Source organism: Peribacillus sp. YIM B13482, assembly GCF_042787975.1.
Taxonomy (GTDB): Bacteria; Bacillota; Bacilli; order Bacillales; family DSM-1321; genus Peribacillus; species Peribacillus simplex_A.
On record NZ_JBHZPF010000030.1, the window covers coordinates 15288 to 40832 of the forward strand.

General features: G+C 40.9%; 21 protein-coding genes. 7 read left to right on the top strand and 14 right to left on the bottom strand.

Annotation, left to right across the window (positions count from 1 at the left end):
• Positions 1-100: 100 nt before the first annotated feature.
• Positions 101-529, top strand: coding sequence for a MarR family winged helix-turn-helix transcriptional regulator (locus tag ACFX4L_RS15110; RefSeq protein WP_089364216.1), 429 nt, complete (start codon positions 101-103; stop codon positions 527-529).
• Positions 530-610: 81 nt separating this feature from the next.
• Here the strand turns inward: ACFX4L_RS15110 and ACFX4L_RS15115 are convergent, their stop codons facing one another.
• Complete coding sequence (locus ACFX4L_RS15115; RefSeq protein ID WP_377384447.1) at positions 611-2068, bottom strand: protein adenylyltransferase SelO; 1458 nt, start codon at positions 2066-2068, stop codon at positions 611-613.
• Positions 2069-2237: 169 nt separating this feature from the next.
• Between ACFX4L_RS15115 and ACFX4L_RS15120 the strand changes: the two genes are divergently transcribed.
• A complete protein-coding gene (locus ACFX4L_RS15120; protein ID WP_284469710.1) occupies positions 2238-2441 on the top strand; it encodes a hypothetical protein in 204 nt (67 codons plus the stop codon).
• 472 nt (positions 2442-2913) lie between these two features.
• Positions 2914-3606: an FHA domain-containing protein gene (locus ACFX4L_RS15125; RefSeq protein WP_377384448.1), complete on the top strand. Its 693-nt coding sequence runs from the start codon at positions 2914-2916 to the stop codon at positions 3604-3606.
• 85 nt (positions 3607-3691) lie between these two features.
• On the opposite strand, the gene ACFX4L_RS15130 is transcribed toward ACFX4L_RS15125, so the two are convergent.
• Complete coding sequence (locus ACFX4L_RS15130; protein WP_377384450.1) at positions 3692-5452, bottom strand: hypothetical protein; 1761 nt, start codon at positions 5450-5452, stop codon at positions 3692-3694.
• Positions 5453-5691: 239 nt separating this feature from the next.
• Here ACFX4L_RS15130 and ACFX4L_RS15135 point away from each other — a divergent pair, with 239 nt between their 5' ends.
• Positions 5692-7083 carry a hypothetical protein gene (locus ACFX4L_RS15135; protein WP_377405556.1) on the top strand — a complete coding sequence of 464 codons (1392 nt, stop codon included), beginning with the start codon at positions 5692-5694 and terminating at the stop codon, positions 7081-7083.
• 609 nt (positions 7084-7692) lie between these two features.
• On the opposite strand, the gene ACFX4L_RS15140 is transcribed toward ACFX4L_RS15135, so the two are convergent.
• Entirely contained in the window at positions 7693-8658 is a 966-nt protein-coding gene (locus ACFX4L_RS15140) for a quinone oxidoreductase family protein (RefSeq protein ID WP_377405558.1), read from the bottom strand.
• 115 nt (positions 8659-8773) lie between these two features.
• Positions 8774-8920 carry a hypothetical protein gene (locus ACFX4L_RS15145; protein WP_141236089.1) on the bottom strand — a complete coding sequence of 49 codons (147 nt, stop codon included), beginning with the start codon at positions 8918-8920 and terminating at the stop codon, positions 8774-8776.
• 413 nt (positions 8921-9333) lie between these two features.
• Between ACFX4L_RS15145 and ACFX4L_RS15150 the strand changes: the two genes are divergently transcribed.
• Positions 9334-9543 (top strand): hypothetical protein, encoded by a 210-nt coding sequence (locus ACFX4L_RS15150; protein ID WP_377384456.1) that lies wholly within the window; start codon positions 9334-9336, stop codon positions 9541-9543.
• A gap of 116 nt (positions 9544-9659) precedes the next feature.
• On the opposite strand, the gene ACFX4L_RS15155 is transcribed toward ACFX4L_RS15150, so the two are convergent.
• The 7 genes from ACFX4L_RS15155 to ACFX4L_RS15185 all read right to left on the bottom strand — a co-directional run bounded on the left by ACFX4L_RS15155 (position 9660) and on the right by ACFX4L_RS15185 (position 19052).
• Positions 9660-11162: a BglG family transcription antiterminator gene (locus ACFX4L_RS15155; RefSeq protein ID WP_377384458.1), complete on the bottom strand. Its 1503-nt coding sequence runs from the start codon at positions 11160-11162 to the stop codon at positions 9660-9662.
• Between the two features lie 833 nt (positions 11163-11995).
• Positions 11996-14338, bottom strand: a complete 2343-nt coding sequence (locus ACFX4L_RS15160; protein ID WP_377405560.1) for an L-type lectin-domain containing protein — start codon at positions 14336-14338, stop codon at positions 11996-11998.
• On the bottom strand, positions 14325-15350 hold the full coding sequence (locus ACFX4L_RS15165) for a WxLIP family cell surface protein (RefSeq protein WP_377405562.1): 1026 nt from the start codon (positions 15348-15350) through the stop codon (positions 14325-14327). Before ACFX4L_RS15165 ends, ACFX4L_RS15160 begins: the two co-directional genes overlap by 14 nt.
• Before the next feature lie 92 nt (positions 15351-15442).
• Positions 15443-16138, bottom strand: coding sequence for a WxL domain-containing protein (locus tag ACFX4L_RS15170; protein WP_284469688.1), 696 nt, complete (start codon positions 16136-16138; stop codon positions 15443-15445).
• Between the two features lie 25 nt (positions 16139-16163).
• Positions 16164-16853 (bottom strand): WxL domain-containing protein, encoded by a 690-nt coding sequence (locus ACFX4L_RS15175; protein WP_377384464.1) that lies wholly within the window; start codon positions 16851-16853, stop codon positions 16164-16166.
• Positions 16854-17658: 805 nt separating this feature from the next.
• A complete protein-coding gene (locus tag ACFX4L_RS15180) occupies positions 17659-18489 on the bottom strand; it encodes an STAS domain-containing protein (protein ID WP_317777563.1) in 831 nt (276 codons plus the stop codon).
• 131 nt (positions 18490-18620) lie between these two features.
• Positions 18621-19052, bottom strand: a complete 432-nt coding sequence (locus tag ACFX4L_RS15185; protein ID WP_377384466.1) for an Lrp/AsnC family transcriptional regulator — start codon at positions 19050-19052, stop codon at positions 18621-18623.
• Between the two features lie 149 nt (positions 19053-19201).
• On the opposite strand from ACFX4L_RS15185, the gene ACFX4L_RS15190 reads away from it, so the two are divergent.
• A complete protein-coding gene (locus ACFX4L_RS15190; protein ID WP_377384468.1) occupies positions 19202-19786 on the top strand; it encodes a DJ-1/PfpI family protein in 585 nt (194 codons plus the stop codon).
• Between the two features lie 263 nt (positions 19787-20049).
• On the opposite strand, the gene ACFX4L_RS15195 is transcribed toward ACFX4L_RS15190, so the two are convergent.
• The 3 genes from ACFX4L_RS15195 to ACFX4L_RS15205 all read right to left on the bottom strand — a co-directional run bounded on the left by ACFX4L_RS15195 (position 20050) and on the right by ACFX4L_RS15205 (position 24747).
• Positions 20050-22032 (bottom strand): hydantoinase B/oxoprolinase family protein, encoded by a 1983-nt coding sequence (locus ACFX4L_RS15195; RefSeq protein ID WP_377384470.1) that lies wholly within the window; start codon positions 22030-22032, stop codon positions 20050-20052.
• Between the two features lie 16 nt (positions 22033-22048).
• Positions 22049-24088: a hydantoinase/oxoprolinase family protein gene (locus ACFX4L_RS15200; protein ID WP_377405564.1), complete on the bottom strand. Its 2040-nt coding sequence runs from the start codon at positions 24086-24088 to the stop codon at positions 22049-22051.
• A 488-nt stretch (positions 24089-24576) separates the two neighbouring features.
• Complete coding sequence (locus tag ACFX4L_RS15205; RefSeq protein WP_377384473.1) at positions 24577-24747, bottom strand: hypothetical protein; 171 nt, start codon at positions 24745-24747, stop codon at positions 24577-24579.
• Positions 24748-25081: 334 nt separating this feature from the next.
• Between ACFX4L_RS15205 and ACFX4L_RS15210 the strand changes: the two genes are divergently transcribed.
• Positions 25082-25513 (top strand): helical membrane plugin domain-containing protein, encoded by a 432-nt coding sequence (locus ACFX4L_RS15210; protein ID WP_125160534.1) that lies wholly within the window; start codon positions 25082-25084, stop codon positions 25511-25513.
• Positions 25514-25545 lie beyond the last annotated feature (32 nt).

Consider the following 25545-nt stretch of genomic DNA (forward strand, 5'->3'; position numbering starts at 1 on the left):
TCATTTGATAACAATAATATAACAACACCTTTTTTTGTTGTCAAATGATAATTGTATTTTGATAACACTTTTGATATCTTCTCAGTAAGAGGTGAAAGCTATGGACAAAAAAGCTCTTTTTGAAAAAATGGTCACATTTACAACTTCCGTACATCAAGTGACACACGAATTGACCCAAAACGCCAAATCCGATTCCATCACGCCGGTACAATATCACATTCTTGAATATATAACAGTCAGTCAGCCTGTCACTCCAAGTGAAATCAGTGACTGTCAGCACATCTCCATGCCTAACACGAGCCGTGAACTGAAAAAATTAAGCGAAAAGAATTTAATTGAAAAAATAAGTGATCCGGAAGATAGACGGAAACAATACATCCGCCTCTCCAAAGAGGGGGAAACGATGATGAACGAGGCTTTTGCAATTGTGGAATCCCGTTTCCAAAGCCGGCTGCAACATGCTTCGAAGGAAGATTTAGCGGATATTGAGCGCGCAATGGATATTCTTCAAACTAAACTTTTTTACTAAATAAACAAAAAGGCTCCCGAGACTGAAGTTGACAAAGAATCAACTTCAGTCTCGGGAGCTCCTTCATAATCTCCATTATAATCAGGTACCGCAAAAGGTTCGGTAAGGTGTTGTTGACGCAGGCAGTGTGGAGTATTCGGCTTGTTCATCAGAGTGTGCATAAGGGTTTGAGAGAACATCCAAAAGCCGTTCCATCACGCTGTAGTCCCCTTGTTCCACTGCCGCTTCCAATGCCTCTTCAACCCGGTGATTCCGTGGAATCACTGCAGGATTGCTTTTCTCCATCAACTGATTCGAAGATTCCTTCGATTCCTTCTGCCTGCCTAGTCTAGCCAACCAGAGCTCTTGCCACTGGGCGAATTCAGGTGTCCCGAAAAGGACCGTATCCGCCATCTTATCTAAGGTCAAAGCACGGAAGGTATTGGTATAGTCGGCACCATGCTTTTTCATCATACTGAGGATGCCATTAATAAGGGCTTCATCCTGTGTCTCTTCGTTGAATAACCCCAGTTTTGCTCTCATTCCCGCTAACCAATTAGTGTGATACAGATCATTAAAAACAGAAATCTTATCTTGGGCAAGTGTAACGGCCTGATCCTGGTCATCATGTAACAGCGGCAATAGGGATTCAGCGAATCGCGCAAGATTCCACCCCCCAATTATCGGCTGGTTACCATAGGCATAGCGGCCTTGAGTATCAATTGAACTGAATACTGTTGCAGGGTCATAGGCATCCATGAAGGCGCAAGGTCCATAATCGATGGTTTCTCCGCTAATCGTCATGTTGTCGGTGTTCATCACCCCATGAATGAAGCCAACCAGCTGCCATTGGGCAATGAGCTCAGCCTGACGCTTGACCACTTCCTGTAGCAGCGAGAGATAACGACTTTCATCGGCTTCAATGTCTGGAAAATGACGCTTTATTGCATAGTCGGCAAGGGTCCGGAGTTCCTCGACCGTGCCCCATTTTGCAGCGAATTGAAAGGTTCCGACACGAAGATGACTCGAAGCCACACGGGTCATGATGGCACCAGGCAGCCCGGTTTCACGGATTACCGTTTCACCGGTCGTCACCACGGCAAGACTTCGGGTGGTAGGAATGCCGAGCCCGTGCATCGCTTCGCTGATGATGTATTCGCGCAGCATCGGCCCAAGTGCAGCCCGGCCATCGCCCCCGCGGGAATATGGCGTTCTTCCCGGACCCTTCAGCTGGATATCAACCCTCTCGCCTTGAGGCAAGACCTGCTCGCCAAGCAATATCGCCCGGCCGTCACCTAACATATTAAAATGCCCGAATTGATGCCCCGCGTAAGCTTGGGCAAGAGGCGAAGCACCCTCTGGAAGCTCGTTTCCGGCAAACACCGCCACGCCATCATCACTTTGAAGCTTTTGAACGTCCAAACCAAGGAATTCAGCCACCCGTTCATTGAGAATGATCAACTCCGGTGAACGTACAGGAGTCGGGTTCGTGCCCGTGTGAAATTTTTCCGGAAGACGGGCATAACTATTGTCTAAATTCCATCCAGTTTCATTTGTCATGGTTTCTCCTTTTCTTGTTTTGACTTTATTGTATAAAGGTTCTTTCTCTCGAGATTCAGTTAATACACGCGATAAAACTCAGTGGCAATCCATATTAATGTCTACTTCTGCCAATTTATTATACCGTTTCCAATTAAAAATGGCTCTTTTTAAGTATGGGTGAATGATAATGATCATTAAATCTTTGGATAGCGTACCTCTTGCTAGTATTTTAGAGCTTGAAAAAAGCCTGCCGTTGATCCGGCAGGCACTGAATTTTTATATTAACTTCACTGGAAGAGTCATGTATTCAGTCATGCCTCCTCCACCTTTTTCTGTCTTCTTCCTTCCCGTTTCGTCTCCCACATCCCTCCCCAATCCAGGATATGCTTAATTCAGTAAAGTCAGGCTAATAAAGGCAATGCCAAATATACAGTACAGACTGAGGGTAAAGGGCTGGGGAAAAATAATATATACTATCATACTAATGATCATCAGCAGGATGCTGAAGGCATTTATCCTATCTCTCCACATACTCACCTTTGGTCAACTCCTTTTCCACAAGCGTAAGGTACATTTTCATCGCATACTTCTTCCGGTGCTGCCTGGCCGGCTTTGAGGAAACGCCTTAAAAGCACCCCTCTGACAGTCAAGGCAAGCAAAAATAGAGTTACTTTCTTCATCCGTCATTACTTTAAGTTATAATGGCTGTGTGCCTAATTTGTATTTTTTTCATTTTTCGTTAGTAAGTAAGCGTATGATAATTTATAATTATAAAATTGAACCCACTAAACAGCCATGTAGCCAAAATGATAAATCTATAAAAATAATCTAAATATTCAGACTCTTAAGGGGATATGAAGTGAATGATCTATAAAACTTTCAAGGTTGTATCGAGAACCTTGCACAAAGGCCAAACCGAGGAATTCGCCTATGTTTTTGAAGGGAAAAGCCTGCTGATTGGCCGTGCAAGCCAGCACTCCAAAGCTGATTTCATGCTTTACAATGACTTCGTTTCCAGGGAACATTGCCGGATTTATATGGAGGAAGGACAGCTTCTCATTGAGGATTTGGCAAGCAAACACGGTACCTCGGTGAACCAGATGCCGCTCGTTCCGGGCCATCCCTGCCCCATCGAACCGGGGGATTCCATTACTTTGATTAATGGATTGATTGAATTCATGATTTCCATCGACAACGATTTAACACGGGATTTCACTCCGGTGAACCCGGAGATACAGCAAATCGTGGCTATCAATGAGCACCTTCAGACCGTAATCATCAATGATGAAGCACCCATTAAAATGCCTACTAAGGAATTCGATTGCTTTAAGTTGCTTTATGAGAATTTGGACAACCTAATCTCAAAAGAAGAGATTGTCCAGCATGTATGGCCCGAGAGAATCGGTGATCCCGAGCAAATTGTGACGGCAGAAGAAATCGCTTCACTGCTGTACCGGGTGCGGAAACGGATAAATGGGCACTTCGTAATAAAAGCCGTCATTCAAAAGGGATATTATATGAAATCCATCCTTTCATTCAAACTATCGGACCTGTAATGTTAATCAATCGAACTCTAAATGCAGGCATGAAAAAAAGCATTGCTTGATACCCAATGCTTTTTTTCATGCTTCAATCATGCTTTTATTTCTTAGGTAAGTCCAGATTAGTGAATTGATCGACTGGAACGACGTCTTCTTCCATATCCATCACCTTCAGCACAACCCGGTCTCCTACATTCGTCAATACAACATCAGATAGCTCATTGACTCCAGGGTCCACTGAGAATCTCTTGGCATTACCTTCTACGATTAAATAGAATACGTATCCATTGGAAAGATTGGCATCGTTGATCCTTGTAACTTTCCCCTTTATTTCTTTCATCTCAAATCCTTTTTGAGGCGTTACACCGCTGACTTTCCCTAAAGATGCAATCAGCTTTTTATAATTCCGGAAAGCTTCGTCTTTCGTTTTCCCAAAGACCACTTGGGGGTTATCGCTATTGGCATACACGATCGCCACACCTTGAAACTTGCTGCCCTTTGTAACCGGAATGACATAAGTGGGCGCACCGTATATCGTATAGAAAATTCCATTAGTGGCTTTCCAGCCTGGATATTTAGACAAAAACTCACTCGCATTGGCGTTGGATTTTGCTTCCTTTCCAGTTAGAACGGACGTGACGCCTTTGTAGTACGTCATTTCACCAGTTTTGGCATTGAAAACACCGTAACCAACCAGGGTTTTTGAGTTTCCTTTCGATTTAGCCCTGGTGAAGTCCACTACATAAATCAATTCGCCTTTTTCGTTGAACGTGACTTGCATATTTTCCTCATTAGGAATCAAGACATCTTTCTTCGGCCCAAATAAGGACTGGTTTTTCCACCCGTGAACGTATTTCCCCCAGTAGGTCCAATATTCCAGGGCCGTTTCCAATGTGAATGTTCGATCTACCCATTCAGGTTCTTTTCCTAACGGATAGTATTTCATGTCCCCCGTTTCCGGATTCACTACTACCACCCCGTCCACTGCGGGCCCGCTGCGGTATTTCAAATAATGTCCCACTGAAGCTACAAAGAAGGGCTTTCCGTCTTCGTTCGGTTCCAAATATGAATCATGGATGATTTTATTCGGGTATGCTTTGCGGATGGTCCTTTCCAAATCATGATCGAGGTACTGTGAGGGAGCATACAGCATCTTCCCTTTTACCGTACTTGCCCCTTTATCCGTCGATACGGCAGAAATCAAATTATAACCTGGCGTGTATACCGCTTTCCCAGCTTTCAAAAATCCGTCCATTTCAATTGGTGAAGTATAAGTCAATTCATCATTAATATTGGTTAGGCGGTATTCGCCTTCAGTGAAATATGATGCATTTTCTATTTTATTAATCGCTGCATCACCTTTTGCATCTGCCATTTTCACTGTAACAAGCGGCATGGTTTTTATATCTTGAACTTCTTCCAGCTCATTTTTCTTATCGACCTTTGTCCAGCCATGCAGATCTGCGGCAAAAGTGATGGGGTAAAACAGCATGATGACCCATGCTAATATCAAAACGAATCCTATCAAACTGTTGAAATATACATTCCAAGGTGTTTTTGGTTGCTTCTCAGCTTCATTTCCCCTCCGATTTCGTCGGGTTATTGAAGATTCCCTGGCACTGTACACATACATTCTGGAATCAATGATGAGAATGAGCCCAAGAATGATGGCAAAACTCGAAAAGAATGCAGTGGCAGTAAGATCCAATAGCATAATATCGATAACGAAAAACAATATGGCAGCAGAAACTAAAAGTCTCAGCACCTGTTCAATGAAAAAGGATATATCCTTTTTGGTGATTGCGTTTGTCCATCTCTGCGGAATCAAGGAAAGTCCCAATATGGCAAATGGTATTTTCATAAAAATCCCTTTTAAGATGAAAACGAGTAGTGAAAGTATCATGGTTTTAAATATCTCTCCTTGTCATGTATGTTCCCATTTAACCATTTTATCACTTTTGTGCAACTAATTTACTATTTTCAAAATATATCGAAATAATATTTCATCCATATCATAAAACTTCCAAAACTATTTACTCCAACGATGCTACTTTTATCGATTCATTGTTTATATAGATTCTAGAAAAGGATGGATGCCTTATGATATATGAAGAAACTTACCAATACCTATTAAGAAATGTATCTTCCACTGAATTCGATACGTGTTTGCACGCTTTGCTCCACAGTGATTGGGACGGGGTCATCCAGAGCCCGCTTCATATGATGGCCCGAGGAGTCGGAACGACAGAAAAGTACTTAAGGCAGATTATCAATAAATTCACCGCACCACAAGGATCTCTAAAGAAAGTGTTTGTGCCTGTTCCTCAAGGTGAAGATATCTTTTATAAGTTTAACCTTGGTCCCGCAAGTAATCTTGGCTATAACAGGAAGACTGACCGTTATTGCAAGAAATACCGTTTCTTTTATAGCGATGCTTTCAAATCCTTAACGATTCATGGAAAACGGCTGCTGCTTATGGGTGCTTTCCGAATGTCTGTTTTGAAGTCTGAGTCAGTACTATTTGATTATAGTGAAATCGTCCCTGATTCCAGCTCGCTATTCACAAGGCAGCGCTTATTGGATGCAATCGATGCAATCCATGACGCTTTAGGCCATTTAGTGACGATTTCTTTTGCAAGCAGGGCTTTTTCAAAGAAAGAAGTTCTCGTGTTCACCTTTACCGAGGGTGTCTTGGAGCAGTATAAAGAAAATAGGGCGGAACGGACATTGTTGCGGAGAACGATTTTTAACTCTGGCTACCTTGGGCATATCAATGATTCTGTATGCAGGGAATTGGAAAGGGTCGGCAAATATATTTTCCGTTCATTTCTACAAGAAGCGACAACCATCTCCAATGATATCCAAAAGGAACTGCAGAAGTTAGCCCGTTTCGTCTATTCTCATTCTCTTAAGAAGTTTGGCCAGGCGCTTCCTGCCAATAAGCAGTTACTTCTTGCCCCAAAACAGGCCTCTGCTTATTTAAGCAAGATCATTTACAACGAAACATTGGAACAGATGGTCAAGTATGCCCACCAGGCAGAATCCATCAAAAGCCTGCTTGAACGCGCTCATTTTCATAGAAATATTTCCGAGAAGGCTCTCTGCCGGGAAGTGAATGATTTGGAAATGGCTGAACATATCAAGCCCATTCTCCATAAGCACCATCAAGCAGAATTCATCCGCCATGTGCTGAACGACTGGTGCGAAACATGGCTCATTTCCCGTGTAAAGACTGTGACCGAAGAATTTCGGGCAGAAGGAAAAAAGAAAAGTACCGATGATGATAAGCAGGTCGCTGCCGAGTATATGGCGCGCATTAGAAACGATACATATGGCCAGTTGGACAGGCTGTTGACCTTGACCCTTAAATTCGGCAATCATGCAGTGGCCCCGGCTATCCGGAACTTTTCTCTTACAAAGAAAAAGGAAACCCTCCAATCCTATTTCGCGATCCAAAAGAAGCGTCTGGATGTTCTCTCCATTTCCTCTTAAAATCACATATGTCATATGTTTTCCAAGAGAACGGATCCGTTCTCTTTTTTTTGCCTTCTTTGGGGACGAAGGCCGACTGTGAATTGCAGAATGACGATTGTGGTTTTGGGATGGCCCTCTGTGGATTTCTCCTCTGTATTCGTGTGTTGCATAATGGTCTTGTGGATAAGGGAACTTGGTCAGCAGATTGTTTTGACAACAGGCCTTAGCCCCTCTAATGGCAAGGGCTTAAATATATAAGTTATCAAAGGGTCTAAGAATGGGCCTATATAAAGGAACTGAAAAAGTTTCTGATCATCAGTATGAATAAGGTGTTGAGTGCAGCAGGCTATTTTAAAATAAGGCTCTTTTCGTAAAGATTGTTGTTTTTAAAACGAAACTATTTAAGGTTGATTGGAGCGGAAGTGCGAGACTCCTGCGGGAGCAGCGGGACAGGTGAGACCCCACAGGCGTTTACGCCGAGGAGGCTCACCACCCGCCCCGCGGAAAGCGAGCATCTGGAGGGGTAATCAACCACAACTCACTACCTGGTAAATAGCAACATAGTATGTGAAAACAGGCTAAAATAAAAAGGCCCCACCATTTAGAATGGAAAGCCCTTATACCTTTTTATGGTATTAATAATATTTTCCCCGTACTTTTCCTGCTTTCAAGAAGTCTATGTGCATCAGCCCCATTTTCCAGCGAAAAAAGAGTCGGTTCTTCAACGAAGATTTTTCCTGCCATGATCCATTCAAACAACTCTGCTGTTCTTCTTTTCCTTTCTTCATGGGAAGTCAAGACGTTCCAGAGGTCTCCACCTATTAATGCTTTGGATGTATCCATTAACATCCTTGGATCGATTTTCTCCGGATCGCCGCCTGCCATACCAAAGAAAACGACAGTCCCTCCAGTCCTTGTCGCCTCGAAACTATTCAGCAAGGTTTGGCCTACTGATTCGTAAACGACATCAACGCCCTTACCTCCGGTTACTTCCTTAATGGAATTCATCCAGTCCGATCCGTAAAGGAAAACATGATCGGCACCCGTTTGTTTGGCAACAGCCGCTTTATCCTTTGTTGATGTCAAGCCAATGACCTGACCGCCCTTCATCCTGATCATCTGTGTCAGTAATTGGCCGACTCCGCCTGCAGCGGCGTGGACCAGAATGGTTTCTCCGTCTTTAACTGGATAGCTGTCATGAGTTAGATATTGGGCAGTCAATCCTTGCAGTAAAACGGAAGCGGCCGTTTCAAAGGAAATGCCCTCAGGCAACGGCAGCAGTTTATCGGCTGGAACTGAAACCAGCTCCGCATTGGCATGGGGAACATCGGCGAACCCGACACGATCACCGACTTTCACATGATGAACATCTTCCCCGACATATTCGATGACCCCCGCCCCTTCATAACCCAAAATAAATGGGGGATCCCCCACCAAATGATAATTCCCTTTCCTTCTATATACATCAGCAAAATTCAAGCCGATCGCTTTCATTCGAACGATCACGGCTGATCTTGAATGTTCAGGTTCTGCAATTTCCCTTACAGACAGAACTTCTGGCCCGCCGAAATCATCAAAGACAAGTGCTTTCATCATCCTAACTCCCTTCAATGGTTCTTCATTCTTTAAGATATAGGATGAACCGTTCGATGGCAAGAAACACAAATGACCGCTCTCCCTTAAAGGCTAGAGCGGTCAATAAGTTTACTCAATCTATATTGGAACCAGGGCCGTTCTTTCGTTTATTCGCAGAATATTCCTTACCATGTGCTTCATGTTCTGCAATGATGTCCGCTTTCGGAATATGGTTATTCTTTTTCGGTGAAGCGATACGGTTGCGATGTTTTTTTCCCATGATCTATCTCCCCTTCATCCAATGCTATTTAACTTGAGCTGTTTAATACGTGCTAATGTTAGCTTGTCCGATTATTACCGAAAATACCGGCAAAATAGGCACTTCATAATAAAGGAAAAACCATCAAAGAAACAGAATCATTAAAATGGATATATGGGGAGGGAATCATATGTTTCCTGTATTGTACACGAAAAGATTACGGGAAATTCGTGAAAGTGATGCGGAAACTATCTTCCAATGTTTATCAAATGATGAAGTCACCCGCTTTTAGGGTCAGGATTCATTGAAAAATATCGACAGGCGAAGGATATTGTAGCTTCTTTTGCGAAAAACTATCTTGAAAAACGGGTGATTCGATAGTCCATTCGGTTTTCATGCAAACAGTCCCTAATACAGACGGGCGGAAATAGGGTATGAAGTCAGTCCAGCACTTTGGCGCAAAGGATATGCGGATCGCTTACGGTTTCAACGACATTGATTTAACCCGCATTGGCGCGGTTGTAAACCAGCCATCAAGTGATCTTTTGGGTAAGCTTTGGCTTCATCCAGGAAGGAATATTAAGAAGTTATATGTATCAAAAAGGCTCCCTCATGATACATATGTCCATTCCTTGCTGAAGTGAAACCACTAGGTAAAGAGAGAGTACCCCAGAAACGGATATACTTAGGTTCTTCACCTTTACCAACAGTTTCCTGCCGTTGGTAGTTAAAGTAAAATTGTTTTTTTTTGCACAGTAAATCATTTAACAACGGCATTCATTTTTTCATATGGATAAATCATTCCCGGGTCCATACTGAATTGGTCAAAAAAATGATCTTCAAAAAATTGTTTAATTTGCATTAATTCCGATGGAGTAGGAAAAGAGGATACCATAATTACTGGAATTTTCTGAAATCCGATAATGTCTTCTTCCGTCGAAATGATTAAATCAATCTCTTCATACTTGTAAATCAATTCTTTGCTGGAGGGATCGAATGTTGAAATCCTCACCTGATTTCCGTAGTGATACTTTAACACTTCCCTTATATAATCTTTTTCGGTATATGTACGACAAACTAATGCAACTATTATTGTGTGTTGATTCTTATTTCGCAGAATGGCTGCCTGAAGGAGTGAGAATACTTCCAAAACATCCAGTTTCTTAAATTTAAGCGGCACTGTCAAGAAAGATTTGGTAGCCAGCTTCTCTATGGTCTGAAAAATTGGATTATATTCATAATAGGGAAGATATTGTAACATAGAATTCCTTACAGTCTCCATTTCAAATTCTGTTTCAAGTGATATTCTCTTTAATGTTTGGTATAAATGGAACAAGAAGATATCATCTTGTGATAGATTAAAACAAACATATTCAGAAAGGGAATCCAAAAATTGAGTCAACGGAAACCCTCGTTTACTTTTCATTCTGTTTCGAAGGTATCGAAGATGTTGTGATCTATTAACTGGTTTTTCCTCACTCATGAGATAAATCGATAAGTAAAATATTTCCTGAAGTTGGATATCTCGTGAGGGGCATCTTTCCATATAATGTCCTAGTTCTTTAGAGAAATCAAAATACTTACTGCCTTCGTAATTCATTAAGACTGATTTTGGATAGGAAACGAAATACCCCATAGTAACACGAAGATTAGATATATATAAAATCATTGTAAGTCGGTGTAAAGCACCAGTCCGAAATGACATCGAATATTTCGAAAACAAATGAAGTAACGTTGTTTGAAATTCCTTTTCATCGAGAGAATCTTTATCTGTATAGGTTTCCAATGTCGCAAAATCCAAATTTTGCATGATAAAGCGCCGGATTTTCTTTTCTTCCCCTACTAATTTGAATGGGCTAGCAGTTAAGTTTACACCTGCTTCCCGTACTACCTCCTGTAATTTTTCAAGGTGACGATATGCGGTGGAACGACTAATATGCACCTCTTGAGAAATCTGTGAAATATCGACACCATCATTCAAAAGAATTAACTTTAATATGTGAAAATAGGAATTCTTTTCTCTTATTTGCACCAATAAATTTTCTAAAGTACCATTTTCAGGTTTAATAAGACATATTCCAAGACTTTCACTTTTCTCAAAACCCCATCCCTCGGGAATTAAAGTCTCCAGGAATTTTAAATCACGCCGGATTGTACTTTTTGAATACCCTGTTTTATCGGATAATTCAGCCAAGTTACTCCACTTATTATCTTTAAATAAATGAAAAATCACGTCTGAATAACGTTTATAAAATCGATTCATACTATCACCTCTTTACCTGTCCACTTAATAAGACATTAGCCCTAAATGCATTTACCCTTTACCCATTAAATACTTTAGTAAACCCCCTAAATAGTCCCATTTTTATCTAAACCTTTTCTTTTTTGGAACACTAGTTCAAATATGAATTGGTATATACCGCTTTTGAACTCTCCCCGATAAGGTCATTATTATGATTTTCTGCTGTTAAATTTGTAGTGCGAAGAAAAAGAATCCTCTATTCCAAACCCAAATCTAAATAATTGGATTAAATGTTTAAAGATCATAAAGAAAGAGACTTTTAAAACCTTTCTCCGGAACTAAGTGCTATGAACGTTTTAGAGAAGCGCCAGCAATGATCTATATGTAAGAAAAAGGAAACCAATATTGACCTATTTTGAAGGGTCTACGGCTTCCACAACGATCATAAGGGCTATACAGTTTGCCTGTACTCACTTCGTTAGAAAAGGAATATACAAAAAAAAGGCCTCATTCACGTTTAGAGGAAGCCAGTATACATCGAATGGCTTACCAACTTGTTAAAACGAAAATGAGGTGTCTATTAAGAGCCAGTGTACAAGAAAAAGCGAAACCGGGCATTTTACATTTTTTGTTTTAAATAATTCAGGTACACTTGCCCGATTTTAACTAGGACACCAATCATATGCACGGATGGGTTAATGGATAGGCTGTTTTGCTAGCTACGTAATAGGCATGCCTGACACAAAAACATGCCCATTAGGACACCCTTGAGCCTTGTAAAGTCATCCAGAAGAACAGGGATTGATCGGGTTTTATTCGATCATCTAAAAAAATTATTAGCCATAGGCTTTTTTTCATGGCGCATCCACTAAATCCCATTTAATCTTCCCCTGATAATCACCTATATAGACAAAAGGTTCCATTTTTAATAATATTCCCTGATTTTCTCGCCAATGTATGGATATCTCATCTATACTTTTGGTTGTATGTTCAAAAACATTCATGGCAACTCCTAGTACCATTTTTTCTTCTTTTCCAAATTCATCAACAAAAGTTAAGGCATCTAATAAATAATGTCCGGCTCCATCAGAAAAATCTTCACTTAAAGTAGCCGTCAGCCGCCACGAACTGCCGGTACCACGAGTATCCTTCACGCGAATATCCCAATCGGCATTTCGTTTTGCAAATGTCGGTTGATTTGGAATTTCCATGTCTACAAAACTAACATCCGTAGCGACATTGGTGAAACTAACTTGTCCAATGACGTTCAAGGTGAGTTTTTCCACATTTGATTGTCTACCAGTATCATCCACACTATAAACATATACAGTATGTGTCCCTACTGATAATTGATCTGCTGGAATGGTATACTCGTAGCTGACTTCTTCCCCTTTATCAGCAACATTTGCTGCACCAGATGCAAATTTAATTGGCTCACCTTTATCCAACACATAGTATAGGTCCACTTTGTCACTATCTGCATCACTCCATGTCCCTTTTATTGTGTAGCCACTTCCTAAATCAATAGGTAATTCCGTATCAGCATCAACAAGTGTAAGAGATGGCGGTTCTACAACAATGATTTGTAGAGTTGCTACATTGGACTTTGCTCCATTTTCATCCGTTACATACACTTCAAAAGTGTTTTCCCCCATATTTAATTGGTCTTTTGAAAGGAGAAAACTCCAGTCGGCACTATCGGAAGACACATCTTTCTCTTTTTCTTCAGATTGGATTTCCTCTGAATTCAATTCATAGTAAAAAGTGCCTTTAGAATTATCACTGTCATTCCAAGTTCCTGTCACTTCATAATCTTCACCTTCGGATACGTAAACAGGGCCAGCATCATTTATTGCTACTTCTGGTGCTTGATTAGGCTGGATGACATAATCAATTGAATTGGTATCAATCACCATGTTATCTCCATTAAACCTAGCTGTTTCAGTAACTGAGGCAGCTTCCGTTGTTGCATTGACTTTGACTTGAAAAGAGACCGTCGCTGCATTTTGAGTGGAATTCATATTTGGAATACTAAGTGCCAGCGATTGCCCTGACCACGAATTATCATCTAATGATGCAGCAGTCTCACCAGGGGTTGTCAATGTCATGGAGCCTGGGATAAACGTAACATGATCATTCAAGACCGTGTTCAATATGATATTTTTCCAACTTTGAAAACCATCGATATATTTCGCATAAAGCGTATAGGTTAATACATCACCTTTAAAAACTGAAGAGCCCTCCCCAACAACAGAATCATCCTGTCTCGTTATCGTTTGCTCAACTTCTGCATTTACTAAATCCGGTATTTTATCAAAAGCGACACGATTGGTTTGCTTGTAAGTAGGGCCTGTTGAACCAGTGAATCCCCAATAAACTTTTGTAGAGCCAAAAACATCTTGTGCATTTACAGCAACAGTAACCGCATTTACTCCTTCTAATTGATACGTAAGTGCTTGGCTTGCAGCATCCCATCTCACTTCGAATTTACGCCATGTACCATTTGATAACAGACCGGGATACTGAACGCCAGTATTACCATCTACGTTATTATGTTTCATGGTTCTCCTATTACTTTGTACCGGCCAAACACCAATGGAATAATCTATATAAGTATCGGCTTTCCCTGGATATCCCCATGCAACATGGTCATCGTTAACATTAGTATCAAAATAGCTGCTTTCACCATCATTTTTATAGGTATCAAACTCAACAGCAAAACTTTTTTGAATGCCAGATGTTTTCGATCCATTATAGCCTTCGTCTGCCCAAACCCCCAAGCTTGCCCCAGATTTTGCTATAGCATTTACACCTCTTGAATCATTATGCATCACAAATGCCATACCATCTGCCGCATTAGCCCCATTATTCCCAAAATACAAATACATAGAGGCTGTAAAATCTTTGGTTAAATCCATTTTAAGATCGTCGATCGACCAAATTGCCCCCTTTTGGTTTGTGGTTCCAGGGGTTACTGAAACCAGATGACTGTTAATGATGGAGCTATTTGATCCTGTTGATGGAGTGGTAAACAGGCCATCCAATATAATACTGGATGGAGGATTATCTTCTACTGGACCGGCTGCCTCCACTTTAATGGATTCCACTGGCCCCAGCCATTGAAGACTTGAGAAAAACAAGCCCATAATAATGAGAAATGAGAAAGTGATTCTAGTGAATATTTTACTCTTCTTCATGCTTTTCCCCGCTTTTTTTCCTTCTTAGTAGAATAATGACCAGTATGATTAATACCGCAATTAGCACGCCGATTCCTGCAAAAATAAGTGTATAGTCTTTATCCAATTCAACTGCTTCTTTATTTAATTTCTTTGAATCATCACCTTTAATCTCAAACATTTTGTCAAATTTCCAGGTTTGATCTCCGTCTTTTGCCGTTATATATATATGATATTTGCCAGGCTCTAACGCTTGATTATCCCAGCTAATAGGGAAATCGAAATTAGAATTCGGTGCCATGGAAACGTCATTCTTCTCTGAAGAGTGAAGCATCTCCTTGTTTCCTTCTTTCGTGATTCGGGCATTCACATCCAAGTTATTGACAATCACAGCTTCCGTGTTTTGTAGATTCGCAGTTACCACTGTGCGATAGTTCATCAATCCTGCTTGAACTTTATTTAACTTTAGATTGGGTTTTACTCTTTTATCCGTTTCGGTCAATTTGACGCCAATCACATACGAAAATTCATTGTTGATTTGAACATTATCATCTTCTTGTTTTTTGTCGCCTTGATTTATTTCATATACATAGAAACCACCCAAAATCACTCCATCAAATGGTTCATCTGGCATTTGAATTGTAAAAGACACTTTTTTCGTTTGATTTCCTTTTAACGTTACTTTTTGTTTTGGGGAAATGAGATCAGAAAATGCATACTTTAATGAATGATCTTTTTTTTGATTATTTTTACTGTAATCAATCACTCCATTTTGATTGGTTACGGCTGTATTCGGTTCAATCATTAAGTCGATTTTTTCACTCGAGTTATTCTTCACTGTTAAAGATATCGTTTGTTCGGCCCCCGGTTTCATATACAAGTCAAAGTAAGTCAACTTCTTATTGATTTGATTTTTTGGAATATTGGCTTTGATTGAATATTCCATGGTCCCAGCAAAGGCTGTTTCATTTTGGGAAATGATTCCTAACCCAATCAATAAGGACACCATCAAAATAAGTAGCCCTTTTTTCATCTATATCCCCCTCTAGTTTCAACATGATGTGATATATATTAATGGAACTTGGCTTACATAATTTCTTATAAAGCCAAGCTCTATTTGAGTATTTAGCTAGGTGCGTTGGTTAATTCCCATGTTACAGTACCACTGTAACTTTCGGCTTCAGCTGAGCCAGCCAAAACTTTTAGTTGCACATTACTATTATCGCCGTCAGAACCTGAAAATACGTCCAGCCATGTTCCGCGGCCAGTTTCTAAAGGTGCCTCCATGAATTTTTTTGAATCACTGTTATCAAATGTAACGTCATAAGCCGTTGGCGGTTCAGAAACATTTGATGATTGTGATTTTACTTGTCCATTTTTGAATGTTAACTCAGCCCCCTGTAAAGACTCCCCAGTGCTATTTTTTAATTCAGAAGCCTTTGCTGTCAAAACCCATCCTTCGCCCGTTCCGCGTTTATCTGAAACTTGTACATATGGATCTTTATTATTTGCGTTATATGTAGTGTTCCCACTCATAATTTTCTGGGTTCCAAATTGGATGTTGGAGACATAGTCCAAAGTTAAAGATCCACTATTTCCCGTTCCGCCATTGTCTGGATCTATAGGATCAATCGGACTCGGTGGAGCCGGTTCATCTGGATTAACCGGATCTACCGGCTTGGTAATACCCTCATCCGGAATAAAATCAATATAATTTTTGGAAATAGCGCTATTTACGACAGCTGCTTCGGCTGAATTTGTCGAAAAGATCAATCCAGCCAGAATCATACTTCCTGCCATTGACAGGGTGATTGCTTTCATCTTCCTCACCTCATGGTTTTTTATATTATTGTGGTGCATCCAATAGACTCCAAGTTAATGTTGAGACATACTCTCCAGCTAAGTTTCCTGCAGGAACATTTATTTTCAAGTTGCTAGGATCAAATTGATCTACCCACGTTCCCATTCCTTTTGAATTTTGAGCAGACATAAGGATTTGCGGTGCAGTTACTTCAGAATCAGTACCTAATTGTACTTCCCTTAATTCTGGTGCAGGTGAAACATTTCCTGGAGTTGTAACTGCAGTCCCGATTGGAAGTGTAACAGTGGCACCTTTTAGAATCATCGTTTCATCAGTTAGATCCTTGAATGGTGAAGTTGAGACTTGTAATGTCCAGCCAGCACCAGTACCACGAATATCCGTTATTTGAACGTTTGGTTTTTTTGTAGTTGTTGAATATTCCACAGCTCCACCGGATAATTGGTGGGTATTAAATTCTAAAGGCGAGACATTATCAATTGTCAGTGCCCCTGTATTTCCTGTTTCCCCATCCGGTTCACTAGGAACGATCGGGTCAGTTGGACCTGTTGTTTCATCTGCTGGCATTATTGTGATATGGCCATGAGAAGTGGCTCCTTTACCGTTTTCACTTCCTAATACTTCAGTTGGATCAAACGCGCTTGCAAATGCAGGCGTCACGAATACCAGCAAGGCTGTCGCTGCCAGTCCTTTAAATAGAACCTTTTTTACATTCATTTTTTCAATTCCTCCTTAATTTTTATGAAGATTTAAATGCCTACTAAATGAAGTTGCAACAATCCCTTTCTTGAATCCCTCTAGAAACCCCTTAAAACGATGAACATGCCTCTTATATTTTCACCATCTCCATTCCTCCTGTTGTAGGTTGATAGGCTGCCGCATCAATATCTGAGACTACCCAATACCTTTAATACATACAAAATGCCAATCACTAGAATATTTGCGACTTTCACTAAAAATGAGTTTCCTAAGTTATCAAGTTATCGAGATAGGGAAAGGAACACGAAAGGTTGCATGTATTTGGTTCAACTTCATGAAAATCATTATATAAGTAAATAGTTCAAACATTGTTTCAATAATGATTTTTGCGTTTCCATTTAAGAAACTCCATTTAAGAAACTCATGATTTTGCTTTCTAAGTGACTTACAAGTTGTTTTTTTATGCATCAAGTGCGAAAGAAAGGTCGCTATAATTATAGAAGGATGTTTGCGGATAGGCTGCCGCTACTTAACGAATTAATAAAAAAAGTTAACCTGCTTCAGGCTAACCTTCATTGGAAATTCACTTATATCTGCAAACGATCCGTTGCATCTTGATCTACCGTGATCTCCCTAGTTTTCTACACCCTTCATTTCGAGAATCAATAAAAGTTGTTCACGTAATGAATAAATGTATCGTTGTACGTCAATTTCTATACATATCTACTTATCCGAGTCAAAAAAACAGCACATAAATTCCCTTTATACCCCAAATTACCCACAAAAAAAAGCCGCCACAACATGGCGACTTCCACTTCACGATTTAGGTGACTACAAGATAGTCCATCAAGGCCTGCTGCAGTGTACCCTTTGTTTCTGCTTTACCATCGAACTGAACCCCTGAACGGATCATCTTGATAACAACTTCAGGGCGTAATCCAGTCACCACGGCTTTACAACCCATCATTGCCGTTCCATCGAGGATATTCATTAAATCATTAATCATTTCAATTTCCATCTCGATGATACCGGATAAATCCAAGATCAAGGTCTGTATCCTTAGTTTACCAATCTCCATCAATACTTTTTCCTCGATTATCCGTATACGTGTATCATCGATTGTCCCAATTAACGGAAGGACACAAGTAGTGGATGTTATTGGAATGATCGGGACGGATAGATTTTCAACCAAGTTTTGCTGGGCCAGAATCAATTTGTCTTTGTAATCGGAGTAACTGACGAAAAAGGATTTAAGAAATACATCAACCTTTTCATTCACTTTTTTCTCTAAATCAAAAAAGATCTTGGAATCCTCACTGAACAAATCTTTTGCATCTTCGAACTTATAAAGAAAGATCCAAAGCGTCCTGCGGATGGCCTGAATCCATTCCAACTTGAATGAAAGCGTCAAAGAGTGGGTTGCCCACGTAACTCCCTCTTGTTCGGCAAATGCAATCATATCCGTTTCATTCTGCTCCACTATATAACGGATGAGCTTATGTGCATTATTCAAAAGGTCGACATTTCCAATCAGCAGGATTTCTTCGATTTTCCCCCTGACATTGACCGCTTCTGATAAAAGATATTCTTCAAATTCACTTTTATTCTGCAAAAGGAATTCCATTATTTTATCTTCCTCATAAACAAAACTCACTCTTCTCCACTCCCTTTTTGTAACTTTCAACTGTGATTTTTGTTACTAATTACTTTCTATATGGGTGGAGTTTTTTCCTGCTAATTGCTGCTCATATATTAAAGAGATGGCAAGCAAATGATTAAAGCCGGTTACATTTCCTCGCCTGAAAAAACATTTTTCGATGCGGAAGAAAATATCAGATGGGTGGACGATTTCCCATATTTAATGGCTTCATCGACGAAGTCTTCCAGCGTTTCCATGGAAAATGTACTTATTTTAATTAAATAACTGTATTGACCGGCTAACCGGTGGCATTCCAGTACTTCAGGATGGTTCAAGCTAAATTGATAAAAGTCTTTACATCTATCCGTTTCGAATAAAATGAATGCTGTTATTCTCCTATCAAGTTTTTCTAGGGATATTTCCGTTTTATATCCTTTTATCACTCCGCTTTCCTCTAATTTATTAACACGTTCTTTAGTTGCTGGGGCTGTTAAGGAAACTTCATGTGCCAGTTCTTTCATGGACATCCGCCCATTATTCTCCAGTAAGGAAAGTATCTTTTTATCCGTTTGATCCAATTCAATCACCCTCACTTTTTTTTATTAATAAAATTCACCTAAATACATTATAAAATAAATAGAAATGAAATGATTACATAATTTATCGTATGTATTAAGGAATTAGCTTTTTATATAATAAATACAAATATAAATAAGGGGGATACACTATGAAAAAAGTATTGATGCTGCTATCCAATGGATTCGAAGCGGTTGAAGCAAGTGTGTTTACAGATGTATTAGGCTGGAATAAATTAGAGGGTGATGGTACGACTGACCTGGTTACAGTAGGGCTTCATGAACAATTGAAATGCACATGGAATTTCATCGTGCAGCCGGAATTGACCCTCGATCAAGTGAACCTTGATGACTTCGATGCTTTGGCCATTCCAGGAGGTTTTGAAGAAGCCGGTTTCTATGATGATGCATATGATCAGAGGTTTCTTGATGTTATTAAGTATTTTCATAATAAGAACAAGATCATAGCAACCATTTGTGTCGGTTCTCTCCCACTAGGAAAAAGCGGAATATTGAATGGAAAAAAAGCCACTACATACAATCATCCAACCAGTAAAAGACAGGGTCAGCTAAAAGAATTTGGTGCGATAGTCGTTAATGAACCGATTGTCGTCACGGACAATATCATTACATCCTACAATCCTTCCACAGCATTCGATGTTGCCTTTACGCTCTTGGAAATGCTCACTTCCAAAGAAAATTGTAAACATGTGAAGGAATTGATGGGTTTCCATTAAGTATGCCTTCGAAACCTACATAATTTGGATATTATTTGGATGTTGATTTCCGCTCAAGAAACTCGCTTTCCGCGGGCGGTCGGGGAGCCTCCTCGGCTTGCGCCTGCGTGGTCTCCCCTAGACGCGCTGTTCTAAGCAGGAGTCTCGAACACCCGCTCCAATCAACTGAAACTTTTTTCAAAGAAAAAAACTGCAGGCAAACTCGTTTTTTTCGAGTTCATCTACAGTCAGGGGTTCCGAATGAATTCGGAACCTTTTTCAGGTTACTTCCAATAAGCCAATGAACGGGTTTTCATGGATTCACGGAACTGTTTTGTTGATTCTGGCAAGACTTTATTCGTTGCATAATCGATGATGACACCATGCTGGCGAATGACATCCAAACTATCCAGCTCCCCATTGGCGAATTTATTTTCAACGATTTGAACGTTTTCCTCAAGCCATTGTTTACGGTTTTTTCTGATATAAGACCTTGCTTGTTCCGTTGCTTCATCATCTATCTCGAATAAATCGAGATCTTTATCGATTTCCTTGATAACCACGCCATAATCCTTTTTAGCTCTCTTAATTGAAACATACTCATCGATAACATCTTCCAAAACATCTTCGGGACTTCTTTCAAGCGGATCTCCCAGACCCCCGCCCCCAGCGGATGGCCGAACAAAGGAATCCCCTTGCTTCACTTTTACATTTGAGAAAATCGCACCTAAATATCGTTCGTCTTCCTTGCCTGGATTCAGCCATGCTCCATGCGGGGAAGACGGCAGCCCTCCAAAAATCCCCCATGTTATTGAACGGGAACGATCACAGCAATATGACATGACCGTGTTTTTGACGTTCGTGAGTGTACCACCCTTTTCTACACCGCACCCGCCGCGGTATTTACCCGGACCAGCAGAGTCCATAATGATTTCATGCTTCATCGTCACGACAGGTGACAATCTTTCTTGTCCTTCACAAGGCTGTACGCTGAGTCCCAAACCGAATGTCGGAGAAGTGGCGTTCACACCATCCCGATCTGAGCGGCCTCCATGACCGCCGGCCATCCAGTCATACCACATGAAGTATTTATCTTGCTCCTGGCGTTGATCCCACCCGCCGATAAGTAAATACTCCAGGTTAAAAGAGCATGCGATCGCTCTTTCCGGCATGATGTTGGACCAGAGTTCGAAACAAGCACTCATGATCTTTTCATAGGCACCTGAACAAAAACCCGTTACGGCTATCGGTGCTGGAGCATTGACGACGGAGTTTTCCGGCAGTTCAATCTTCACCACTCTGTAAAAACCGGAGTTCAGTGGAATTTCGGGGAAGAATGTCTTGGTTCCTGAGTATGCTGCTGATAAAGAAGCCCCAAAACCGGCATTCAAAAAGCAGCCGATATAAGAATGCGAACCAGAAAGATCATAAAGGATCTCGTCATCCGTGATGGTCATCTTAACCCGGATCGGGATTAGACCGTCTCCGACTTCCGGATCCATATCAATATAATCAACGGTCTCCCAGGTGCCATTCGGTAAAGCCGCAACCTTGGCTCTTGCCAAACGCTCCACATAATTCTGCACTTCCGCAAAGGCAGATAAAGTCGTATCGATTCCATACTTCCCTATAATGGCAAACAACTGACGCTCGCCTACCTTGGCCGCTTCCACTTGAGCACGCAGATCGCCTACACGTTCTTCAGGCACGCGCATATTCGTAACGAGCACATTGACCACATCTTTTAAAAACGTTCCTTTACTATATATCCTAAGGGGAGGAATCCTTACCCCCTCGCCGAAATGTTCCTTGGCATTGATATCAAAGGATCCAGGTGTCGATCCCCCCATGTCGGCCCAGTGGCCATTTGTTTGCATGAACGCAATGAGCTTGTTTTCATGAAAGACAGGCAGCAGGACCCGTGTGTCATTGAAATGAGTACCGCCCCGATACGGGTCATTGACTAAGAATATGTCCCCAGGATGGATGTCACCTTCGAAGTCTTCCAGTACAGCCTTTGCCGTTAGATGCAGTGTACCTACATGGACGGAAATATCCTGTGTTCCTTGCATGACTGTATTTCCTTCTGCATCACATAGCGCACAGCTGAAATCCCGATTATAAATGACGAAGGAATAGCATGTCCGAAGGATTTGTTCAGCCATTTGATCTACAAGGTTAACGAAGCCATTTTTTATCACTTCAAATGTCACCGGATCTAAACCTGTTCCAACTCCAGATTGGTCAATTAACTGTTTATTAGACAATGGAATCCACCTCTTTTTATTTATTTTGGGAAAGAATCAAGTTCCTGTATTTATCAACTTTTGCCGTGAAATTTGGTGGAATGACAGTCGTTGTATCAAGCTGATCCACTATGGCAGGTCCCGTAATTTCAGAGAATGCCGGAATGAGTTCCCGGTTATACACGTTCGTATTCACATAACCTTCCTCTTCGAAATAAACATCCCGCGTTTCCTTCAAGGCATCAGCAAGTGTGCCCCCAGGTTCATAGGTCGGAAATTCAGGTTTTGGCACAGTTCCGATAGCCGTAACGAGCAGCCCGTAAATTTCCACGGTCTGTTCTTTATCAGAGAAAGAAAACTCCCGTTCGTGCTCTTGATGGAAACGGTTAAGGGTCTCTTCCAATGAAGAAATTGGACAATCGACTTCTATCGCCAATGAACGCCACTGTCCCATATACCTCATGTCAATATAACGCATCAATGTGGAAGCTTCTTTAGCTACCCCCTCTTCTTGCAATAATTCCTCGGCCTCTTTTTCCATCCCGATGAATTCTTTCTCTAAATCCTCTAACGAGACATCCTTGACATTCTTGACATAGGTTTTGGATATATCATGACGAACATCGACCAGCAGGCATCCCATTGCCGCGGCAACACCCGGATGCGGCGGGATGATGACAGTCGGTATTTCCATTTCCTTGGCCAAGTACGCGCCATGCAAAGGCCCAGCCCCTCCGAAAGCCACAAGGGCAAAGTCGCGGGGATCGTATCCCCGTCTGACTGAAATCAGCCTTAGCGCATCACACATGTTGGCATTGGCCACCCTTGTAATGGCATTCGCGGCTTCTTCAATCGTATATTTGAATTTCTTGGCGATCTTATCCACGACTTCAATCGCTTTTTGTTTATCCAGTTCCATTTGTCCATCCAATAGTTTTGTGCCAAGCCGTCCCAATACAATATTGGCATCGGAATTGGTCGGTTCCGCTCCACCCCTGCTATAGCAGGCAGGTCCAGGAACCGCCCCTGCACTTTGAGGGCCATTGCGTAAAGAACCGCCTTCATCCACCCAAGCTAAGCTTCCGCCTCCTGCTCCTATCGTCAAGATTTCGATACTTGGGAACCCTATCGGATATCCATACTCGATATACCAATCTTTCGTAATCCGCAAATCACCTTCATGCATCAAGGAAATATCGGTGCTCGTCCCTCCCATATCCAGCCCAATAGCATTATTAAAGCCGCAAAGCTGGGCGATATGTTTACTGGCAATCGCACCTGCAGCGATGCCGGAGCTTGCAAGCCTTGCCGCATAACGGGGAACGGTTTGGGATGTCATGACCCCTCCGCCGGAATGAAGCACTAATATGTCATCTTCATATCCCCGTTTATTCATTTCCCTTTCAAGGGTTTTAATGTAGTTGCTGACAGTCGGTCCTAAAACCGCATTGACGATCGTCGTACTCATGCGCTCATGCTCAAAAATTTCAGGAAGGACTTCACTTGAAATGCATATATAGACATCCGGGAGTTCCTCCTGGATGATACGTTTCACTTTCGCCTCATTGCTTCCGTTTACATACGAGTTCATGAAGCAAACCGCAATGGATTCGGTACCGCGTCTTTTTAATTTCCTTGCCAGTGACCGTACTTCCTCTTCATTGATTTCCTTCAGGACATTCCCTGCAAAATCGATGCGTTCTTCCACTTCAAAACGGTCTCTTCTTTGAATATACGGTTTGGCTACATCATCATATGTATCCCATAACTCAAGCTTGGTTCCGCGGCGGATTTCCGATACATCCCGAAATCCACTGGATGTGATCAATGCTGTCTTTGGCAATTTCCTTTCAATCAAGGCATTGGTGCCTACCGTTGTACCATGGGAAAACACTTTAATATTTTCACAATCTATTTCCGCTTTAGCAATTCCATCCAAAATACCGATCTCTGGATTCATAGGAGTCGACGACGTTTTCGTAATTGAAATTTCCTTCGTGCTTTCATCAAAAACGAATACATCCGTAAATGTTCCGCCTACATCAATTGCGAGCCTAGTTTGCTTCGTACCTATCATATAATTCCCACCCCTGCTACAAGATTTAAACTGCTTATACCTTTGTGAACATTACTTTCCGCTAATCCTTAAGTGCCTTAATGATACCGCTGAAAAGAACGATGTGTGAATGAAGGTCAGCCAGCCGTCGGATTCTTTGCCAAAAACGAAATAAGATGAATGATGAAATAAAAAAAACCAGTCATATCAATAAAAAATAATTGATATAACTGGTTTTGATCTAGGTTTAGCTCCGCTGGATGGCGAAGTCTATTAGATTCGACAGTTATTTATAGATTCATCTTTCAAATCAGGCGATGCATGGCAGAGTAGGAAATTTTCTTAAACTACCCTTATACGGCTATGTATTTATCTTACGTGAATTCACAATAAAGTCAAGTTAGTTTTTAGAATATTTAAATAACTATTTTTAAGGATCTATAGAGGACTTTTTACCAAAAAGGAGGAAAATTAAGTAAGCATAACAATTTCGCTATGCTTACAGCATGTTATTTATCAGGTGTTTCCAATGTGCCCTCCTCACTGTTTTTGAGGTAAACTTCAGAAATTCCATTCATGCCTTCCAATAGTTGTTCTTTAGTATAGTCCATACTGCCAACCAGTTTATTTTGCCTCTTATCATTATTCTCTTCTAAAAATTTTGATTCTGAATCCGCCACATTTTTCACCTCCATCATTTAGGATGGCGTATAAAGATTGAAATATGTATGATGATAATGATAGACACCTTGCTCTAGGATAAAATAACCGTTTTAGTAAAAGCTTTCAGATCAAACATAGACCATTCATTAAAATTGTTCTATCATATAACAGGAAAAGCGCATTTTTTGAATATTTTTAAAAAATCAGCTGTTTTCATGAAGCTAAAGGGATATACTATAGGATAGCTTTCACTACATTTTTAAAAGTATTTTTTGTGTCATACTTTGTGTAATTTTTTACAAGTTTTTCTATTTACATCAACAAAATGCTTATTGCAAAGGAGAATTGGATATGTCAGAAACGATTACCCAATCACAGACTGAACAAATTAATGCCCGCCAAAAACAATTAGATGTACTGGACCAATTATTAAAGCCCGAGGTTCAGGAATCCTTGAACACTTTAGTTGAGCAGTTACCAAAACTGACTGAATTAGTGAATATTTTAACAAAGTCTTATGATTTCGCTCAATCGGTTGCGACTGATGATGTTTTGAAAAGTGATACGGTCAGTGCCATTTCGGAGATCGCGACTCCTGTAGTCCATTCAGTGAAAGGGCTAGCGGCTAATGCCATCGAAGCTAAGGATCGTGCTGAAGTGAATAATGATGTGATCGGTCTTTTTGGACTGTTAAGGATGATGAAAGATCCGCAAGCACAAAAACTTTTCCGTTTCGCCCAAGCTTTTCTTGAAGTCTCTTCAGAACGTAAAAACCAAAAATAATTTGATAAACTTTCAATCAGTAAGGACGGGGG

Excerpts from the sequence above, each read along its gene's own strand:
- ACFX4L_RS15115 (WP_377384447.1), bottom strand. The coding sequence starts at position 2,068 with ATGACAAATGAAACTGGATGGAATTTAGACAATAGTTATGCCCGTCTT.
- ACFX4L_RS15175 (WP_377384464.1), bottom strand. The coding sequence starts at position 16,853 with ATGAATGTAAAAAAGGTTCTATTTAAAGGACTGGCAGCGACAGCCTTG.
- ACFX4L_RS15150 (WP_377384456.1), top strand. The coding sequence starts at position 9,334 with ATGAAGTCAGTCCAGCACTTTGGCGCAAAGGATATGCGGATCGCTTAC.
- ACFX4L_RS15145 (WP_141236089.1), bottom strand. The coding sequence starts at position 8,920 with ATGGGAAAAAAACATCGCAACCGTATCGCTTCACCGAAAAAGAATAAC.
- ACFX4L_RS15130 (WP_377384450.1), bottom strand. The coding sequence starts at position 5,452 with ATGAAAATACCATTTGCCATATTGGGACTTTCCTTGATTCCGCAGAGA.
- ACFX4L_RS15125 (WP_377384448.1), top strand. The coding sequence starts at position 2,914 with ATGATCTATAAAACTTTCAAGGTTGTATCGAGAACCTTGCACAAAGGC.
- ACFX4L_RS15210 (WP_125160534.1), top strand. The coding sequence starts at position 25,082 with ATGTCAGAAACGATTACCCAATCACAGACTGAACAAATTAATGCCCGC.
- ACFX4L_RS15165 (WP_377405562.1), bottom strand. The coding sequence starts at position 15,350 with ATGAAAAAAGGGCTACTTATTTTGATGGTGTCCTTATTGATTGGGTTA.
- ACFX4L_RS15155 (WP_377384458.1), bottom strand. The coding sequence starts at position 11,162 with ATGAATCGATTTTATAAACGTTATTCAGACGTGATTTTTCATTTATTT.
- ACFX4L_RS15120 (WP_284469710.1), top strand. The coding sequence starts at position 2,238 with ATGATCATTAAATCTTTGGATAGCGTACCTCTTGCTAGTATTTTAGAG.
- ACFX4L_RS15170 (WP_284469688.1), bottom strand. The coding sequence starts at position 16,138 with ATGAAAGCAATCACCCTGTCAATGGCAGGAAGTATGATTCTGGCTGGA.
- ACFX4L_RS15110 (WP_089364216.1), top strand. The coding sequence starts at position 101 with ATGGACAAAAAAGCTCTTTTTGAAAAAATGGTCACATTTACAACTTCC.
- ACFX4L_RS15140 (WP_377405558.1), bottom strand. The coding sequence starts at position 8,658 with ATGAAAGCACTTGTCTTTGATGATTTCGGCGGGCCAGAAGTTCTGTCT.
- ACFX4L_RS15200 (WP_377405564.1), bottom strand. The coding sequence starts at position 24,088 with ATGATAGGTACGAAGCAAACTAGGCTCGCAATTGATGTAGGCGGAACA.
- ACFX4L_RS15160 (WP_377405560.1), bottom strand. The coding sequence starts at position 14,338 with ATGAAGAAGAGTAAAATATTCACTAGAATCACTTTCTCATTTCTCATT.
- ACFX4L_RS15135 (WP_377405556.1), top strand. The coding sequence starts at position 5,692 with ATGATATATGAAGAAACTTACCAATACCTATTAAGAAATGTATCTTCC.
- ACFX4L_RS15190 (WP_377384468.1), top strand. The coding sequence starts at position 19,202 with ATGAAAAAAGTATTGATGCTGCTATCCAATGGATTCGAAGCGGTTGAA.